The 15,699-nt window shown below is 71.5% G+C and carries 19 protein-coding genes; 14 read left to right on the top strand and 5 right to left on the bottom strand.

Annotated elements, in window-relative coordinates:
- Positions 1 to 19: 19 nt before the first annotated feature.
- From fdxA to VGN50_RS11315, 3 genes are all read left to right on the top strand, one after another.
- Positions 20 to 346, top strand: a complete 327-nt coding sequence (gene fdxA, locus VGN50_RS11325) for a ferredoxin (RefSeq protein ID WP_327444881.1) — start codon at positions 20 to 22, stop codon at positions 344 to 346.
- Positions 347 to 356: 10 nt separating this feature from the next.
- A complete protein-coding gene (gene dapC / locus VGN50_RS11320; RefSeq protein WP_327444880.1) occupies positions 357 to 1,475 on the top strand; it encodes a succinyldiaminopimelate transaminase in 1,119 nt (372 codons plus the stop codon).
- 107 nt (positions 1,476 to 1,582) lie between these two features.
- The gene (locus tag VGN50_RS11315; RefSeq protein ID WP_327444879.1) at positions 1,583 to 2,878 is read left to right on the top strand and encodes a citrate synthase; all 1,296 of its coding nucleotides are present in this window, start codon (positions 1,583 to 1,585) and stop codon (positions 2,876 to 2,878) included.
- 62 nt (positions 2,879 to 2,940) lie between these two features.
- Here the strand turns inward: VGN50_RS11315 and VGN50_RS11310 are convergent, their stop codons facing one another.
- Both VGN50_RS11310 and dapD read right to left on the bottom strand, forming a co-directional pair.
- Positions 2,941 to 3,831: a hypothetical protein gene (locus VGN50_RS11310; RefSeq protein ID WP_327444878.1), complete on the bottom strand. Its 891-nt coding sequence runs from the start codon at positions 3,829 to 3,831 to the stop codon at positions 2,941 to 2,943.
- Complete coding sequence (gene dapD, locus VGN50_RS11305; protein ID WP_327444877.1) at positions 3,818 to 4,750, bottom strand: 2,3,4,5-tetrahydropyridine-2,6-dicarboxylate N-succinyltransferase; 933 nt, start codon at positions 4,748 to 4,750, stop codon at positions 3,818 to 3,820. Before dapD ends, VGN50_RS11310 begins: the two co-directional genes overlap by 14 nt.
- A gap of 61 nt (positions 4,751 to 4,811) precedes the next feature.
- Between dapD and dapE the strand changes: the two genes are divergently transcribed.
- The 8 genes from dapE to VGN50_RS11265 are packed head-to-tail and all read left to right on the top strand — an operon-like array spanning position 4,812 to position 10,887.
- Positions 4,812 to 5,900 (top strand): succinyl-diaminopimelate desuccinylase, encoded by a 1,089-nt coding sequence (dapE, locus tag VGN50_RS11300; protein WP_327444876.1) that lies wholly within the window; start codon positions 4,812 to 4,814, stop codon positions 5,898 to 5,900.
- A 10-nt stretch (positions 5,901 to 5,910) separates the two neighbouring features.
- Positions 5,911 to 6,693 (top strand): TIGR00730 family Rossman fold protein, encoded by a 783-nt coding sequence (locus VGN50_RS11295; protein WP_327444875.1) that lies wholly within the window; start codon positions 5,911 to 5,913, stop codon positions 6,691 to 6,693.
- 40 nt (positions 6,694 to 6,733) lie between these two features.
- A complete protein-coding gene (locus VGN50_RS11290; RefSeq protein ID WP_327444874.1) occupies positions 6,734 to 6,997 on the top strand; it encodes a hypothetical protein in 264 nt (87 codons plus the stop codon).
- Positions 6,998 to 7,034: 37 nt separating this feature from the next.
- Positions 7,035 to 7,352, top strand: coding sequence for a DivIVA domain-containing protein (locus VGN50_RS11285; RefSeq protein ID WP_327444873.1), 318 nt, complete (start codon positions 7,035 to 7,037; stop codon positions 7,350 to 7,352).
- Between the two features lies 1 nt (position 7,353).
- Positions 7,354 to 7,839: an SRPBCC family protein gene (locus tag VGN50_RS11280; protein WP_327444872.1), complete on the top strand. Its 486-nt coding sequence runs from the start codon at positions 7,354 to 7,356 to the stop codon at positions 7,837 to 7,839.
- Positions 7,836 to 8,423 (top strand): DNA-3-methyladenine glycosylase I, encoded by a 588-nt coding sequence (locus tag VGN50_RS11275; RefSeq protein ID WP_327444871.1) that lies wholly within the window; start codon positions 7,836 to 7,838, stop codon positions 8,421 to 8,423. Before VGN50_RS11280 ends, VGN50_RS11275 begins: the two co-directional genes overlap by 4 nt.
- Positions 8,423 to 9,613, top strand: coding sequence for a hypothetical protein (locus VGN50_RS11270; protein ID WP_327444870.1), 1,191 nt, complete (start codon positions 8,423 to 8,425; stop codon positions 9,611 to 9,613). Before VGN50_RS11275 ends, VGN50_RS11270 begins: the two co-directional genes overlap by 1 nt.
- The gene (locus tag VGN50_RS11265; protein WP_327444869.1) at positions 9,610 to 10,887 is read left to right on the top strand and encodes a hypothetical protein; all 1,278 of its coding nucleotides are present in this window, start codon (positions 9,610 to 9,612) and stop codon (positions 10,885 to 10,887) included. Before VGN50_RS11270 ends, VGN50_RS11265 begins: the two co-directional genes overlap by 4 nt.
- Before the next feature lie 18 nt (positions 10,888 to 10,905).
- Here VGN50_RS11265 and VGN50_RS11260 read toward each other — a convergent pair whose 3' ends face one another.
- Complete coding sequence (locus VGN50_RS11260; RefSeq protein ID WP_327444868.1) at positions 10,906 to 11,745, bottom strand: enoyl-CoA hydratase/isomerase family protein; 840 nt, start codon at positions 11,743 to 11,745, stop codon at positions 10,906 to 10,908.
- Between the two features lie 17 nt (positions 11,746 to 11,762).
- Complete coding sequence (locus VGN50_RS11255; protein ID WP_327444867.1) at positions 11,763 to 12,539, bottom strand: PaaX family transcriptional regulator C-terminal domain-containing protein; 777 nt, start codon at positions 12,537 to 12,539, stop codon at positions 11,763 to 11,765.
- A 167-nt stretch (positions 12,540 to 12,706) separates the two neighbouring features.
- Between VGN50_RS11255 and VGN50_RS11250 the strand changes: the two genes are divergently transcribed.
- From VGN50_RS11250 to VGN50_RS11240, 3 genes are all read left to right on the top strand, one after another.
- Complete coding sequence (locus VGN50_RS11250; RefSeq protein ID WP_327444866.1) at positions 12,707 to 12,880, top strand: DUF3117 domain-containing protein; 174 nt, start codon at positions 12,707 to 12,709, stop codon at positions 12,878 to 12,880.
- Positions 12,881 to 13,022: 142 nt separating this feature from the next.
- On the top strand, positions 13,023 to 14,618 hold the full coding sequence (locus tag VGN50_RS11245) for a leucyl aminopeptidase family protein (protein WP_327444865.1): 1,596 nt from the start codon (positions 13,023 to 13,025) through the stop codon (positions 14,616 to 14,618).
- Entirely contained in the window at positions 14,615 to 14,971 is a 357-nt protein-coding gene (locus VGN50_RS11240; RefSeq protein ID WP_327444864.1) for a hypothetical protein, read from the top strand. Before VGN50_RS11245 ends, VGN50_RS11240 begins: the two co-directional genes overlap by 4 nt.
- Before the next feature lie 3 nt (positions 14,972 to 14,974).
- Here VGN50_RS11240 and VGN50_RS11235 read toward each other — a convergent pair whose 3' ends face one another.
- Positions 14,975 to 15,607, bottom strand: coding sequence for an O-methyltransferase (locus VGN50_RS11235; protein ID WP_327444863.1), 633 nt, complete (start codon positions 15,605 to 15,607; stop codon positions 14,975 to 14,977).
- Positions 15,608 to 15,699: the final 92 nt, after the last annotated feature.

Raw genomic sequence — 15,699 nt, 5'->3', positions numbered from 1 at the left:
GCCGCATAGTATGTGCGCCATGACGTACGTGATCGCGCAGCCTTGTGTGGACCTCAAGGACAAGGCCTGCATCGAGGAGTGTCCGGTCGACTGCATCTACGAGGGTGAGCGGTCGCTCTACATCCACCCCGATGAGTGCGTGGACTGCGGTGCGTGCGAGCCGGTGTGCCCCGTCGAGGCGATCTACTACGAGGACGACGTGCCCGAGCAGTGGGCCCAGTACTACAAGGCCAACGTCGAGTTCTTCGACGACCTGGGCAGCCCCGGCGGCGCGGCCAAGCTCGGCCTCATCAACAAGGACCACCCGATCATCGCTGACCTGCCCCCCCAGGAGCACGACGAGTGAGCAGCCTCGCGTGAGCCTGCGCTCGCTGCCTGACTTCCCCTGGGACTCGCTCGCTCCGTTCAAGGAGCGGGCGAGTGCCGTATCCGGTGGTCTCGTGGACCTCTCAGTGGGGACGCCCGTGGACCCCACCCCCGTCGTGGTGCAGGACGCCCTGAGGGCGGCCGCCGATGCGCCGGGATACCCGCAGACCTATGGCACGCCCGCCTTGCGAGAAGCCGTCGCCGCGTGGTTCGCCCGCCGCCGCAGTGTGCCCGACCTCGACCCCGACGGCGTGCTGCCGACCATCGGCAGCAAGGAGCTGGTCGCGTGGCTGCCGAGCCTGCTCGGTCTCGGACCCGGTGACATCGTGGGCTTCCCCGGCGTCGCCTACCCCACCTACGACGTCGGAGCGCGGCTGGCCGGCGCCACCCCGTTGGTGGTCGACGGCCTTGCTGCCCTCGGGCCGCTGACCCCGTCGACCACCCCGAAGCTGCTCTGGCTCAACAGTCCCGGCAACCCGACCGGCCGGGTCCTCGGCGTCGACCACCTCGCCAAGGTGGTGGCCTGGGCTCGCGAGCACGGCGTCGTCGTCGCCAGCGACGAGTGCTATGCCGAGCTCGACTGGCGCGCGGACTCGACCGAGCCGACCACCCCCAGCATCCTCGACCCGCGAGTCACCGGCGGCAGCCACGAGGGGCTCCTGGCGGTCTACTCGCTGAGCAAGCAGTCCAACCTCGCGGGCTACCGCGCGGCCTTCGTCGCGGGCGACGTCACCCTGGTCCGCCAGCTGCTGGAGGTGCGCAAGCACGCCGGCATGATCGTGCCCTGGCCGGTGCAGCAGGCCCTCACGGCCGCGCTCGGTGACGACGCCCACGTCGCCGGACAGAAGGCCAGGTATGCCGCCCGGCGGGCCACCCTGCGTGCGGCCGTGGAGGCGTTCGGGCTGCGCGTCGACCACTCGGACGCCGGGCTGTACCTCTGGGCGACCCGGGGCGAGGACGCCTGGGCGACTGTCGAGGCCATGGCCGCGCGCGGCATACTCGTCGCCCCGGGCACCTTCTACGGACAGGCCGGCCGAGAGCACGTGCGCATCGCCCTGACCGCCTGCGACGAGCGCATCGCCGCTGCCGCCGAGCGTCTCACGGCCTAGCGGACCGATTCCGCGGCGCACGGGAGCGTGGGGTAGCGTCGCAGTGCGCGAAGAGCGCCAGCCGCACCGGGCGTGGGGCGCCCGCACGACGTGGAGGATGATTTCGCATGACTGACGCAACTGCTGGCGCCACCCTGACGGCCGGTGACACGACGCTCGAGCTGCCGCTGGTCAAGGCGACCGAGGGCAACAACGGCTACGACGTGTCCAAGCTGCTGAAGACCACGGGCAACGTCACCCTCGACACCGGTTTCGTCAACACCGCCTCGTGCAGCAGCGCCATCACCTACATCGACGGCGACGCCGGCATCCTGCGCTACCGGGGCTACCCGATCGAGCAGCTCGCCGAGAAGTCGAGCTTCCTCGAGGTGTCCTACCTGCTCATCTACGGCGAGCTGCCCACCCAGGAGCAGCTCGACGACTTCGACTCCAAGGTCCGCCGGCACACCCTGCTCCACGAGGACCTGCGGGCGTTCTTCAACGGCTTCCCGCGCGACGCCCACCCGATGCCCGTGCTGTCCTCCGCGGTGTCGGCGCTGTCGACCTTCTACCAGGACAGCCTCGACCCGTTCGACAAGGAGCAGGTCGAGATCTCGACCGTGCGCCTGCTCGCCAAGCTGCCCACGATCGCGGCCTACGCGTTCAAGAAGTCGGTCGGCCAGCCGTTCCTCTACCCCGACAACTCGCTGTCGCTGCCCGAGAACTTCCTGCGCATGACCTTCGGGTTCCCCGCCGAGCCGTACGACCTCGACGAGGACATGGTCAAGGCACTCGACCTCCTGCTCATCCTCCACGCCGACCACGAGCAGAACTGCTCGACCTCGACGGTGCGGCTCGTGGGCTCGTCCAACGCCAACCTCTTCGCGTCGATCTCCGCCGGCATCAACGCCCTCTTCGGCCCGCTGCACGGTGGGGCGAACCAGGCCGTGCTCGAGATGCTGCAGCAGATCCACGACAACGGCGGCGACGTCGACACCTTCGTCACGAAGGTCAAGAACAAGGAGAAGGGCGCGAAGCTCATGGGCTTCGGGCACCGGGTCTACAAGAACTACGACCCGCGCGCGGCCATCATCAAGAAGACGGCCGACACCATCCTCACCAAGGACGGTGTCGCCGACCCGCTGCTCGACATCGCCCTGCAGCTCGAGCAGCGCGCCCTCGAGGACGACTACTTCGTGGAGCGCAAGCTCTACCCGAACGTCGACTTCTACACCGGCCTGATCTACAAGTCGATGGGCTTCCCGACCAGGATGTTCACGGTCCTGTTCGCGCTCGGCCGGCTCCCCGGCTGGATCGCCCAGTGGCGCGAGATGATCGAGGACCCGCAGACCAAGATCGGCCGCCCGCGCCAGATCTACACCGGTGCCACCGAGCGCGACTACGTCGCGATGACGGGTCGCTGAGCCCGAGTCCTGCCCGCGTCGCGTCATCGGCGTCAGCCGGCGGAAGGTGAACCGTCGCTGCGTCAGCCGGCGAAGGTCACGGTGACCGTCGTAGCGGCACCGCTCGGCCGGGTGGTGCTCTGCCACGCCCAGCCCGAGGAGTCCCGCGTCCGCGTCCACTGCTTCGCGCCGACCCGCACCTCGGTGACGCCGAACTGCGAGGCCTTCGCCACGGCATACGCACCGACGTTCCACGCTCCGCGCTCGGACCCGGCGTGCACCGTGAGGGTGCGGCCCGCGTCGTGGGCGGTCACGCCCAGCTCCCGGCTCAGTGCGGCCTGGAAGCCGGCCGGGTTGCCGGTCGCGGCGTTGTCGAGGCGGCACCCCAGACCGCCGGGCGAGTGCCCGGACAGGGTCGAGGCCAGCAGGCGGCCCTCCTGCTCGTGGTTCGCATAGGCGTCCGGGTAGGCGCTCTTCTGGACCTTCTGGGCGATCTCGGTGATCTTCATCGTCTCGTAGCCCTGGACCTTCACGAGGGCGTCGTAGAAACGGTTCGTCGCATAGACCGGGTCGAGGATCTGCTCGGCCGTGCCCCACCCCTGGCTGGGCCGCTGCTGGAACAGACCCACCGAGTCGAGGTCGCCGAAGCGCAGGTTGCGCAGCTTGGACTCCTGGATGGCCGTGGCGATCGCGATGGTGGCCGCGCGTGCCGGGAGCCCGCGCTTCTCGGCCACCGCCTCGATGGTGGCCGCGTAGGCCGTCTGGCTGGGGTCGAACTGCGTGCTCGCCCCCAGCGCGGTGGCCTGGCACTGCGGCCCACCGAAGTTACGGACCACCCCACGGACGCCGACCCAGCCGGCGACGACGATGCCCACGGCGAGGACCAGCAGCACCGCCCGGGTGACGAAGCGCCGGGCGGTGGTGTGGTGGCGCTCCTCCGCGAGGACGACGCCGCCGCGCCTAGTCGTTGGCATGAAGAGCCGAGTTCAGGACGATGCCATGGCCGTCGCGCGGACGTGCCTCGACGGTGCCGGTCACGGAGTTGCGCAGGAACAGCAGGTTGCCCTGGCCCGACAGCTCGCGCGCCTTGACGACCTGGCCGTCGGGGAGGGAGACCTTGGTCCCCGCCGTGAGGTAGAGGCCGGCCTCGAGGACGCAGTCGTCGCCCAGGGCGATGCCCAGGCCGGACTCGGCACCCAGGAGGCAGCGCTCGCCGATGCTCACCCGCTGGGTGCCACCGCCCGAGAGCGTGCCCATGGTCGAGGCGCCGCCACCGATGTCGGAGCCGTCGCCGACGACGACGCCCTGGCTGATCCGCCCCTCGACCATCGAGGTGCCCAGCGTGCCGGCGTTGAAGTTGACGAAGCCCTCGTGCATGACGGTCGTGCCGGGGGCCAGATGGGCGCCGAGCCGCACGCGGTCCGCGTCGGCGATGCGAACTCCCGTGGGGACCACGTAGTCGGTCATGCGCGGGAACTTGTCGATGCCCAGGACCTGCACCGGCCCCCGAGCCTGCAGGGCGGCCCGGGTCAGCTCGAAGCCGTCGACGGCACACGGACCCTGGGTCGTCCAGACGACGTTGACGAGCACACCGAACAGGCCGTCGAGGTTGATGCTGTTGGGCTGCACGAGGCAGTGCGAGAGCAGGTGGAGGCGCAGGTAGGCGTCGGACGGGTCCGCCGGCGCCGCGTCGAGGTCGATCTCCTTCGTCACCAGCTCGCGCCTTGTGTGGCGCGCGTCGTCCTTGGCCACGAGGGTCTCGAGCTGCGGGGCCGGGCGCGCGTCGGCCGGGCGCTCTCCGAGAGCGGGTTGGGGGAACCAGGTGTCGAGCACGGGCCCGTCGTCGTGGACGGTCGCCAGACCGTGTCCCCATGCCCTGCGCTCGCTGCTCATGGGGCAAGCCTACGAGAGTGAGCCTGAGAGCCCGGCATCGTGCCGCGGCTAGGCTCGGGCCATGTCGACCACCCACGTAGACCCCGTGACCCTCGACCTGTCCGCCGACATCGTGACCCTCACGGCCGCCCTGTGCGACATCGAGTCGGTCTCGCGCGACGAGGCCGCCATCTGCGACGCCATCGAGGCGGCCCTGTCGCCGCTGGCTCACCTGGAGGTCACCCGCCTCGGCAACACCCTGGTCGCCCGCACCTCCCTGGGACGCCCGGAGCGGGTCGTCCTGGCCGGTCACATCGACACGGTCCCGCTCACCCGGGACCCCGCCAACCTGCCGACGCGGCGCGAGGGCGGAGACCTGGTCGGCCGGGGCACGGTGGACATGAAGGGCGGCGTGGCCGTGCAGCTCAAGGCGGCGCTGCTACCCGAGCCCAGCCGTGACCTGACGTTCGTGTTCTACGAGGGCGAGGAGATCGACAGCCAGTTCAACGGCCTGATGCACATCCAGCAGCAGCGCCCCGAGCTGATCGCCGACGCGGACTTCGCCGTGCTGCTCGAGCCGACCGCGAGCCGGGTCGAGGGCGGGTGCAAGGGCACGCTGCGGGTCGACGTCACCGCCCGCGGCATCGCCGCCCACTCGGCGCGCCCGTGGAACGGCCGCAACGCCATCCACGAGGCGAACGGCATCCTCACCCGGCTCACGGCATACGAGACGTCCACGGCGACGGTCGACGGGCTGGACTACCACGAGGCCATGAACGCCACCGCCATCCGCGGCGGCATCGCCGGCAACGTCATCCCCGACGAGTGCGTCGTCACGGTGAACTACCGCTACGCACCGGACAAGACCCCGCAGGAGGCGCTGCACCACGTCGAGGAGCTCTTCGAGGGCTACGAGCTCGTCTGCCACGACAACGCGCCCGGCGCGCGGCCGGGGCTGGACCTGCCGGCCGCCAAGGCGTTCGTCGACGCCATCGGCCAGCCCGTCGTGGCCAAGGAGGGGTGGACGGACGTGGCCCGGTTCTCGGCGATGGGGATCGCCGCGGTCAACTTCGGGCCGGGCGACCCCAACCTCGCCCACCACGACGACGAGCGATGCCCCGTCGACCAGCTGGAGTCGGCGGAGGCCGCGCTGCTGCGCTGGCTCGCGTAGGTTGGCCCGCGTGAGCGAGGAGAGCCAGACCAGCGGAGCCACCCGGCGTGACTTCGACTACCACACGGGCCCGGTGACGCTGCGGGGTTCGCGCGTCCCCGGCACGACGACCGACCAGCGGCTGCTCGACAGCCACGGGCCCAGCGACTGGCTGCACACCGACCCCTGGCGGGTCATGCGCATCCAGAGCGAGTTCGTCGAGGGCTTCGGAGCGCTGGCCGAGCTGGGGCCGGCCGTGAGCGTCTTCGGATCGGCGCGGACGGCCCCCGGCTCGCCGTACTACGAGCTGGCCACCCAGGTCGCGCGGCGGCTGGTGGAGGCCGGGTATGCCGTGATCACCGGTGGCGGACCGGGCACCATGGAGGCGGCCAACAAGGGCGCCCTCGAGGCGAGCGGTGCCTCCGTGGGCCTGGGGATCGAGCTGCCGTTCGAGCAGGGGCTCAACGAGTACGTCAACCTCGGGGTGAACTTCCGCTACTTCTTCGCCCGCAAGACGATGTTCGTCAAGTACGCGCAGGGCTTCATCGTCCTGCCCGGTGGTTTCGGCACCCTCGACGAGCTGTTCGAGGCAGTCACGCTCGTCCAGACCCAGAAGGTCACGTCGTTCCCCATCGTGCTGCTGGGCCGGGACTACTGGACGGGGTTGCTCGACTGGCTGCGCGGGGCCGCGCTCGAGGCCGGCACGGTCAGCTCCAAGGACATCGACCTGCTGCATCTCACGGACGACGTGGACGAGGCCGTCCGGCTCGTGGTCGCCGCTGAGAACCACGTGTCGCCAAAACGACCCGAGTGAGCCATGGACGCGCGGGCGGTCCAGCGTCGATCATGAGGCGGTGACCATCTCGCCCCTGCCGAGCCATGGTGACGTCATCGTCGGGCGTGACGTCGCCGGCCGCACCCTGCGGATCTCCGGTCACCCGAGGACCGGTCGCGTCGTCCTGTCGATCTGGCAGGACAACGTCTGCCGCGCCACGCTGCGGCTGGTTCCGGAGGACGTGCCGCAGTTCGTCGAGATGCTGACCCGCTCGGCCATCGAGTCCTCGACCGCCGACCACGAGCCCGCTCATCACGGTCTGGGCACGGGCACGGGGGGCTGAGTAGGTCTGTCGCGCACTTCGTGCGACGATCACCTGCGTGATCTGGGTGTTCTTCATCGCGGTGGCGGTCGTGCTGGTCGCTGGTTTCGCGGCGCTGATCGCAGGCCGCGTCGGGTACGACCCGCTGGCCGAGGCGCCCACGACCCAGCACGATGCCGCCCTCCCCGAGGAGCTCCACGCGCAGGACGTGGCCGACGTGCATTTCGACACGGCACTGCGCGGCTACCGGATGGACCAGGTGGACGCCGTCCTCGACCAGCTCCAGCGGCGGATCGCGGAGCTGGAGGCCGGCCACGGCGCCGACGGTCAGGCTCCCGCCGCCGACGGTCAGGCTCGGCCCGAGCCCTCGACCTGACATGGGCCTCCTGCACCTCACCCGGGAGACGTCGGCTGCGCCTGAGGTGGCCTGGGCCGTCCTGACCGACTTCGCCGGCTATGGCCGCTGGATGCCCATGACCTCGATGCGCGTCGACCCTGGCCCGGTCCGGCTGGGGTGGGGTTTCGCCGGGCTCAGCGGGTGGGGCCCGCTCACGTTCTCCGACTCCATGCTCGTCAGTGCGTGGGTGCCGCCCACCGAGGGCGGCGGCACGGCGCGCTTCCGGGTGGTGAAGACGGGGCGCCTCCTCGGGGGGTGGGCCGAGATCAGCCTCACCCCGCGCGAAGGCGGTGGCACCCGGGTGGACTGGGTCGAGGAGGTGGTCGTGCGCCCACTGCCGTTCCCAGCCGCCTTCGCACCGGCACTCGACCGGGTCAGCCGGTGGCTCTACGGGCGAGCCGTCGACGCCATGCTGGCCCACGCCGGGAGGGCCCACACCGAGACGACCACTGGGGGAGCCTCATGACCGGGGTGCTCGTCGGCCCCGACGGCCTGTCGCGCTGCGCCTGGGCAGGGAGCACGCCCGACTACCTCGTCTATCACGACACCGAGTGGGGTGTGGCCGTCCACGGCGAGCAGGCCCTCTACGAGCGGCTGACCCTCGAGGCGTTCCAGTCAGGACTGTCCTGGCTGACGATCCTGCGCAAGCGCGAGGCCTTCCGCGCCGCGTTCGCCGGGTTCGACCCCGAGGTGGTCGCGGCCTTCGGCGACGACGACCGCGCCCGGCTCATGGCCGATGCCGGCATCGTCCGCAACCGGCTGAAGATCGATGCCGCCATCCGCAACGCGGCCGCCGTGCTCGCGCTGCGCGAGCACGGCGGCCTCGACGAGCTCCTCTGGTCGCATGCCCCCGCGGACCACGTCCCCCCTCGCGGGACCGAGGACCTGCGGGCCACCTCGCCCGAGTCCGTGGCCCTCGCCAAGGCGCTCAAGAAGTCCGGCTTCGTCTTCGTCGGGCCCACGACCATGTATGCCGCCATGCAGGCCTGCGGTCTGGTGGACGACCACCTCGCCGGCTGTCACCGTGCGGGTGTGGGCGGTCGGCCCTGATGCGCCGGGTCGCCCTATGGGCTGGCCTGGCCTACCTCGCGCTGCGGGGCGTGTCGGCCGTCATCCTGGTCGCCGCCAGCCACCGCCAGGTTCCCGTGCCCGGTTGGACGGGGCCGCACGTCGGCTACCTCGACATGACGGTCCTGTGGGACGGCAGCTGGTACCGCACCGTGGCGTTGCACGGCTATCCGACGACTCTGCCGCTCGACCCGGCCTCGGGCCATGTGGCGCAGAACGCCTGGGCGTTCTACCCGCTGTTCCCGCTGCTGTCCCGCGCCCTGATGGACCTGACCGGTCTCGCCTTCCCGGTCGTGGCCAGCACCCTGGCGCTCGTGTGCGGTCTGGGCGCCAGCATGCTCATGGCCCAGCTGCTGGCCGAACGGGTCGGCGAGCGGGTGGCCCTGGCCACGGTCGCGGTCTGGGCGGCATTCCCCGCTGCGGTCTCGTTGCAGCTGGCCTACACCGAGTCGATCGCCATGCTCGTGCTGTGCGGGGTGCTGTGGGCGGTCATGCGCCGGGCGTGGCTCACCGCCGCCGCCCTGGTGCTGCTGCTCGGGATCACCCGCCCCATCGCCGCGCCCGTCGCCGTGGTCATGGCCGTGGCAATCCTCGTGCGATGGCGGGGTCGCCGCACCCACCCCATCTCAGGGGGTGAGTACCTGCGTGGCGCGCTGGCGCTGGCCGCCTCCGGACTCGCCGCGGTGACCTGGCCGCTGATGGCCTGGGCTGTCACGGGCTCGCGCACGGCATACACCGACACGATGGCGGCCTGGCGTGCCGGCGGCCAGATCGTCCCGTTCACCCCGTGGCTGTCCATGTCGACGTGGGTCTTCCGCGACTACGCCAATGCGGACGTCCTGGGTCCGATCTCCCTCGCAGCGCTCGCGGTGACACTGGTGGCGCTGCCGCTCGGACCGTGGGCCACCCGGCTGGGACCGGAGCTGCGAACGTGGTGCCTGGCCTACCCGGCATACCTCGCCGTGGTCCTTGACCCGTTCACGAGCATCGTCCGCTATGCGCTCCCGCTCTTCCCCCTCGTCGCCGTCGTGCTCGGCGGAGGCTGGGCCCGGCGCGCCGCACGCTGGCTCTGGGCCAGGGCCGCCGTGCTCGTTGCCGTGGGCGTCGTGGCGCAGGTCGTCTGGGTGTGGACGCTGCTGGTGTTCGTGCCCCCCTCGGACTACCCGCCGTGACCGCGCCAGTCGCCCTCTCCTCGCTGCGCACCTCGCAGGGACGCAGTGCCGTGGCGGCCCATGCCCTGACGCGTCCCGTGACCTTCCTGCTCGTCGTGTATGCCGTGAGCCGCGTCCTGGCGCTGCTGGCCATGGTCGTGTCGGCGCTGTGGTTCCAGACGCCGGCCGGGGTGGGCCACCTGCACCCGACGGTCGGCGACATCCTGGGCTCGTGGGACAGCGTCTGGTACAAGCGCGTGGCCACCACGGGGTACCCGATCCCGCTGCCGGCCGATCCGGACACGGGCCAGCTGACGTACAGCGCGTGGGCCTTCTACCCGGCCTTCCCGATGATGGTGCGCGTCCTCATGCTCACCGGGCTGCCCTTCGAGCCCGCAGCGGTGCTGCTCAACCTCGTACTCGGGGCAGGCGCGGTCATCCTGGTCTGGCGCTGCTTCCACTTCGCCCTGCACGCCAGCCCGCAGCCGGCCCGGGAGCGGCTCGCACTCGTCGCCGCCGCCCTGTGGTGCCTCTATCCCGCGACGGGCATCATGCTCATGCCGTACACCGAGGCGCTCGCGTGCGTGCTGGTCGCCGCCTCCCTGCTGCTGCTGATGCAACGGCGCTATGCCCTCGTGGCGCTGGTGGCCCTGGCACTGGGCTTCACGCGAGCCGCCGCGCCCGCCATCGCCTGCGCCGTGCTGGCCCAGCTCGCGCTGCGCTGGCGCGACGACCGGGCGGCGGGGCTGCGACCGCTGTACGGCCAGCGGCTCAGCGCGGCGCTCATGATCCTGGCGACTGCCGTGTCGTCCGTCGCCTGGCCCGTGGTCGTCGGTGTCGCGAGCGGGCTGCCCATGGCGTTCTTCAAGGTGCAGGCGGCCTGGGGCCAGAAACCACAGTCGGGCCCGTTCGTGCTGTGGCTGTCCTGGGCCTGGGACTCCCACGGGCTCGCCGGTGTGCTGGTCCTGCTCGCGCTCGTCGCGACGTACGTCGCCCTGATCCTCGGGCGCCACGGCCGGTGGCTGGCCATGGAGCTGCGGGTCTGGGCGCTGGCCTACCCGCTCTACCTGCTGGCCGTGGTGCGGCCGATCACGAGCATGTGGCGCTTCCTGCTCCTGGACTTCCCGATCGCGGCCCTGGTGGCCTCGGTGGCGATGCGGACCTCCACCGGGGCCAGCGTCGTCGGACACTGGCGCCGCCGGGTGGGTGTGGTGGCGCTGGTCCTGGTGGGCGGGATGGTGTGGTTCACCTGCACGCTGCTGACGTTCGTGCCCTGGGCCGCGACGCCCCCGTGACCACGGCCCTGCCCGGGTCTAGCGTCCGTTGAACTCCGGCCGCTCCTTGGCCAGGAAGGCCGCCACGGCCGCGTGATGGTCCTCGCTCGCGCCGGTCAACGCCATGTACTCGGCCTCCTGGGCCAGCGATGCACTCAAGTCGTGTCCCGAGCTGAAGGCCACCGCCCGGCGGATCGAGCCGTAGGCCAAGGTCGGGCCGTCTGCCAGGGTGGTCGCCAGCTCCCGCACGGTGGCGGCCAGCTCGTCGGCAGCGACGACCGTGGTCACCAGGCCGAGGTCGAGGCACTCTGCCGCTGCGACCGTCCGGGGCAGGAGGAGCAGCTCCTTCGCCTTGGCCGGGCCCACCAGTCGCGGCAGCCACCAGGACGACCCCGAGTCGCACGACAGCGCGATCCCGGCGAAGGCCAGGTTGATGCCCGCAGTGTCGACCATGACCCGGAAGTCCGCCGCCATCGCGAACGCCGCGCCGGCGCCGGCCGCCACCCCGTTCAGAGCCGCGACCACGGGCTTGTTCATCGTCGCGATCAGCTCCACCACGGGGTTGTAGTGCCGCGGCACGGTCTCCCACAGCGAGGGGTCGTCGCGCTGGAGCAGCCCGACGTGCTCGCGCAGGTCCTGGCCGACGCAGAACGCCCGGCCCGAGCCGGTCAGCACCACGCAGCGCACCGAGGGGTCCTCGGCGACGTCGGTCAGGGCGGCCAGCAGGGCCTCCTTGGTGGCGATGTCGAGGGCGTTCATGGCCTCGGGACGGTTGAACCGCACGGTGGCCACGGCTCCCTCGCGCACGACCGCGACCGGGGAGGGCTCTTCCGCGGGCTCGTCGCTGGGGCGGCTGGTGGACGCGGTCTGCTCTGTCATGGGCTCATCATGACGGCTCAGGGACGCACCGCGCCGTCGAGCCACGTGTCGACCCAGTCACGTGCTGCGGGGAGCAGCTCTCGGGCGCGGGTGTCGAAGCGCCTCGCCGCGTCCCGGCCGGCCCACCGGGTCGGCAGCACCTCGTCGGGCAGTCCCGGGTCTCGGAACAGGAACAGACGCCACTCGTGGACCAGCGTCGAGCGCACCACGAACGCCTCCTCCGGCGTGGAGACCGCCCCGGATCGCAGAGTGCCCTCCTGGAACTCGCCGTACGCCTGCGCCAGCGACTCCAGGTCCCAGACGCGGGCCACCACCTCCCGGGCGTCGCCCTGGGCGCTGCCCGTGAAGCCGCTCCAGCGCACCCCGGCAGCGGCCAGTGCGGAGCCGAGCTCGCGGCTGGGCCGGGGGGCGATCCAGGTGTCTCCCGAGAGCCGCCCGTAGCCGAGGTAGGCCAGGGCCTGGGCGCTCCGGGCGCGGACGTTGCGGTCCGGCGTGCGCTCCACGACGACCAGATGCCACTGCCCGTCCCAGTGGACGGGCTCAGTGCGGTAGATCCGGGCGTGCGCCTCGCTCAGCCGCTCACGCCCGCGGGCTGAGACGGCATACCCGCGCAGGTCGCGCTCCAGGGGCTCCAGCCAGCCCTCGCCCACCATCCGCGACACCGCGGTGCGGACCGCGGGCGCCGAGATGCCCAGGGAGCCGAGCAGTCCGACGCAGGCCGAGATCGGCGCCCAGCCGCCCCGGTCGAGGAGGTGGTCGCCGTACAGGTCGAAGAGGGCGGAGCGGGCTTGCACCCCTGCAGTGTCACCGATCAAGGGGTCCCGCGGGGGGAGGGCGGATTTCGCCTGCGAGCGTGTTCACGAGATACTGGAGCAAATCTGGCACGCACGGGATGAGCACAAGCACTGGCGTGGACCCGCGTGCCCAGCAGAAGACCACGCCTGACAGAAGGGACGCACCCATGGCGGCGATGAAGCCGAGGACCGGCGATGGTCCGCTCGAGGTGACCAAAGAAGGTCGCGGCATCGTTCTGCGGATGCCTCTCGAGGGCGGCGGCCGTCTCGTCGTCGAGATGACCCCCGACGAGGTGCGCGCCCTGGGCCAGGCCATCGACAACTGCGAAGGCCTCAAGTGACCTCCTAGCTCTGCGACAAGACGAAGGCCCCCTCCGACACCAGCCGGAGGGGGCCTTCGTCTGTCCTCGCACCTGGCTTCGGACCAGGCACGACGGTGTGGGTATGCCGGGGAGCCCAGGGCAGGTCGGTAGGGTCGCCCCCGTGCCCGCTCCCGACCTCCTGAGCCCCCCCTCCAGCCACTGGGTCGTGCAGCCGACGCCTCTGGCCGACGCCCTGGCCGATCTCGACGCTCACGACCTGCTCCTCGCGGTCCCGGTGCCGTCCTCCGACCCGGGGACGGCAGACCGCTCGGGCGACACAGACCGCTCGGGCGACACAGACCACTCGGGCGACACAGACCACTCGGGCGATGCCGACGCCACCGGCGAGGCGCTCGCGCTGGTGGGACTGGACCTGCCCGGGGTCCTGGCTGCCTACGAGCCCGCGTCCGCGGCGGGCTCTGTCACGTGCATCCCACTGGTCCCGGGAGAGCGGGCCGCCAGGGCGGTGCTGCTCGTCGGAGTGGGCGACGGGTCGCCGGCGGCGCTGCGCGAGGCGGGCGCTGCGCTGGGGCGCGCCGGCCGGGGCCGCGCCGTGCTCGTGACCACGGTCGGGTCAGAGTCCACGCTCGAGGCCCAAGGGGCGCTCGTCGAGGGGTTGGCCCTCGGCGGATATGACTCGCCGCGCTGGCTGGGACCGTCGAGTCGGACCCCCCAGCGACCGGTGGACACCGTGGTGCTGTGTGGGGCGTACGACCAGGACCGGGTGGACGCCGCGGTCGTGCGGGCGCGGGCCACCATGCTGGCGCGCAACCTCGCGGTCACCCCCTCCAACATCAAGAGTCCGGAATGGCTCGCCGCGCAGGCACGTACGGTCGCCCGGCGAGCCGGGCTGGGCGTCAAGGTCTGGTCACCGCGCGAGCTGAAGAGCGAGGGCTTCGGTGGGCTTCTGGCCGTGGGGGCAGGGTCGGCGACACCGCCCCGGCTGGTGCAGGTCGACTACGAACCGGCCGGATCGACGGCCGACACGCGCCGGGTGGTCCTGGTGGGTAAGGGGATCACCTTCGACACCGGTGGCCTCGACATCAAGCCCGTCGACGGCATGCTGGCGATGAAGACGGACATGACCGGCGCCGCGGTCGTCCTGGCCGTCCTCGCCGCCTGCCGGGACCTGGGTGTGCGGGTGCGCGTCACGGGACTGCTGGCGTTGGCCGAGAACGCGGTCGGGGGAGGGTCGTTCCGCCCCTCGGACGTGGTCACGCAGTACGGCGGCACGACCGTCGAGATCGGCAACACCGACGCCGAGGGCCGGCTGGTCATGGCCGACGCGCTCGCCTACGCCGACCTCACCCTCGAGCCCGACCTGCTCCTCGACATCGCCACCCTGACGGGCGCCGCCCGGGTGGCTCTGGGCCGGTCGATGGCTCCCGTGTACGCCACCGACGACGTCCTGCGTGACGCCCTGGTGGGGTCCGGCCAGGCCACCGGCGAGCTGCTGTGGCCCTTCCCGCTGGTCGAGGACTACCGGCCCCAGCTCGACAGCCAGGTGGCCGACATCAACCACATTGCGGGCACTGGAGGCGGCGGTGGCTCGATCTCGGCAGCATTGTTCCTACGTGAGTTCGTGGGCTCACGTCGCTGGGCGCATCTCGACATTGCCGGGGTGGGTCGCTCCGACGTGGACCGCGGGCTCCTCACCAAGGGCGGCACGGGCTTCGGTGCCCGGCTGCTGCTGAGCTGGCTGGAGGACATGGCATGAACGCCGGATACGGGCTCTCGGTGCGCTGGTCGCTCGAGGACGCCCCGCAGGATGTGGCTCCCAAGCTCCGCGACTATGTGGTCGGCACGTCGATGGCGAGGTTCATGTTCCTCGACGGGCTCGCCTTCAAGACCTGGCGGATGGTGGAGGGCCGGTGGTTCGAGGGCACCTATGTCTTCGACCAGGCGGTCTATCGCGACGACTTCGCCGCGGAGTTCACGGGCACGGCCGAGGCGGCGCCGGGCAGCGCGATCATCGGCTCCGCCCCGGTGTCGATCGAGCCGTTCGAGGTGGTGGCCATCGCCGAGGGGCCGGCCAAGTTCCGCCGGGGCCCCGGGCCGGGCACCGCCTGACCCTCAGCGCTTGACGGCCGCGAAGACCCCGTCACCGACCGGGAGCAGCGCCGGGATGAGTCGCTCGTCGTCCCGCAGCCGTTTGCCGAGGTCGCGCAGCACCACGGTCTCGGCGTCGCGGGCAGCGGGGTCGGCGACCTTGTCGTGCCAGAGCATGTTGTCGAGCACCAGCACTCCGCCCGAACGCAGCAGCCGGATCGCGTGGTCGACATAGCTGGGGTAGTCGTTCTTGTCGGCGTCGATGACGACCAGGTCGTAGGCCCCGTCGGTCATGCGAGGGAGCACCTCGAGGGCGCGCCCGCTGATCACCCGGGTCCGCTGGTGGGCGATCCCCGCCTCGGCGTACGCCTGCCGCGCCGAGCGCTGGTGCTCCGGCTCGACGTCGATGGTGGTGAGGATGCCGTCCTCGGGCATGCCCTGCAGGAGCCAGAGGCCCGAGGTGCCGGCGCCGGTGCCGATCTCCACGACGGACTTGGCCTTCACAGCGGCCGCCAGCAGCCGCAGCAGCACGCCGGCCCCGTTGCCGACCGGCACCGCCCCGAGCTCCTCGCCGCGCCGCCGGGCCTGCTCGATCACCTCGTTCTCGGTGACGAACTCCTCGGCGTACGCCCAGCTGGCGGGCTTCTGTGCACTCATGCGCCAAACCCTACCTGCGGCGAGGGTGGTGAACCGGCCGCTGCGGCATACAGGGGATGCTCAGGTTGTTGGGGAACCATGAGACACGTCCG

The organism is Pedococcus sp., assembly GCF_036000045.1.
In the GTDB taxonomy this organism is placed as follows: domain Bacteria; phylum Actinomycetota; class Actinomycetes; order Actinomycetales; family Dermatophilaceae; genus Pedococcus.
The sequence above is the reverse complement of the archived record's forward strand: the minus strand, read 5'-3'. Positions and strand labels throughout refer to the sequence as shown.

Coding starts and splice junctions, on each gene's coding strand:
- VGN50_RS11275 (WP_327444871.1), top strand. CDS start 7,836: ATGACCGGGGTGCTCGTCGGCCCCGACGGCCTGTCGCGCTGCGCCTGG.
- VGN50_RS11270 (WP_327444870.1), top strand. CDS start 8,423: ATGCGCCGGGTCGCCCTATGGGCTGGCCTGGCCTACCTCGCGCTGCGG.
- VGN50_RS11235 (WP_327444863.1), bottom strand. CDS start 15,607: ATGAGTGCACAGAAGCCCGCCAGCTGGGCGTACGCCGAGGAGTTCGTC.
- fdxA (WP_327444881.1), top strand. CDS start 20: ATGACGTACGTGATCGCGCAGCCTTGTGTGGACCTCAAGGACAAGGCC.
- dapE (WP_327444876.1), top strand. CDS start 4,812: ATGTCGACCACCCACGTAGACCCCGTGACCCTCGACCTGTCCGCCGAC.
- VGN50_RS11240 (WP_327444864.1), top strand. CDS start 14,615: ATGAACGCCGGATACGGGCTCTCGGTGCGCTGGTCGCTCGAGGACGCC.
- VGN50_RS11250 (WP_327444866.1), top strand. CDS start 12,707: ATGGCGGCGATGAAGCCGAGGACCGGCGATGGTCCGCTCGAGGTGACC.
- VGN50_RS11260 (WP_327444868.1), bottom strand. CDS start 11,745: ATGACAGAGCAGACCGCGTCCACCAGCCGCCCCAGCGACGAGCCCGCG.
- VGN50_RS11310 (WP_327444878.1), bottom strand. CDS start 3,831: ATGCCAACGACTAGGCGCGGCGGCGTCGTCCTCGCGGAGGAGCGCCAC.
- VGN50_RS11315 (WP_327444879.1), top strand. CDS start 1,583: ATGACTGACGCAACTGCTGGCGCCACCCTGACGGCCGGTGACACGACG.
- VGN50_RS11280 (WP_327444872.1), top strand. CDS start 7,354: ATGGGCCTCCTGCACCTCACCCGGGAGACGTCGGCTGCGCCTGAGGTG.
- dapD (WP_327444877.1), bottom strand. CDS start 4,750: ATGAGCAGCGAGCGCAGGGCATGGGGACACGGTCTGGCGACCGTCCAC.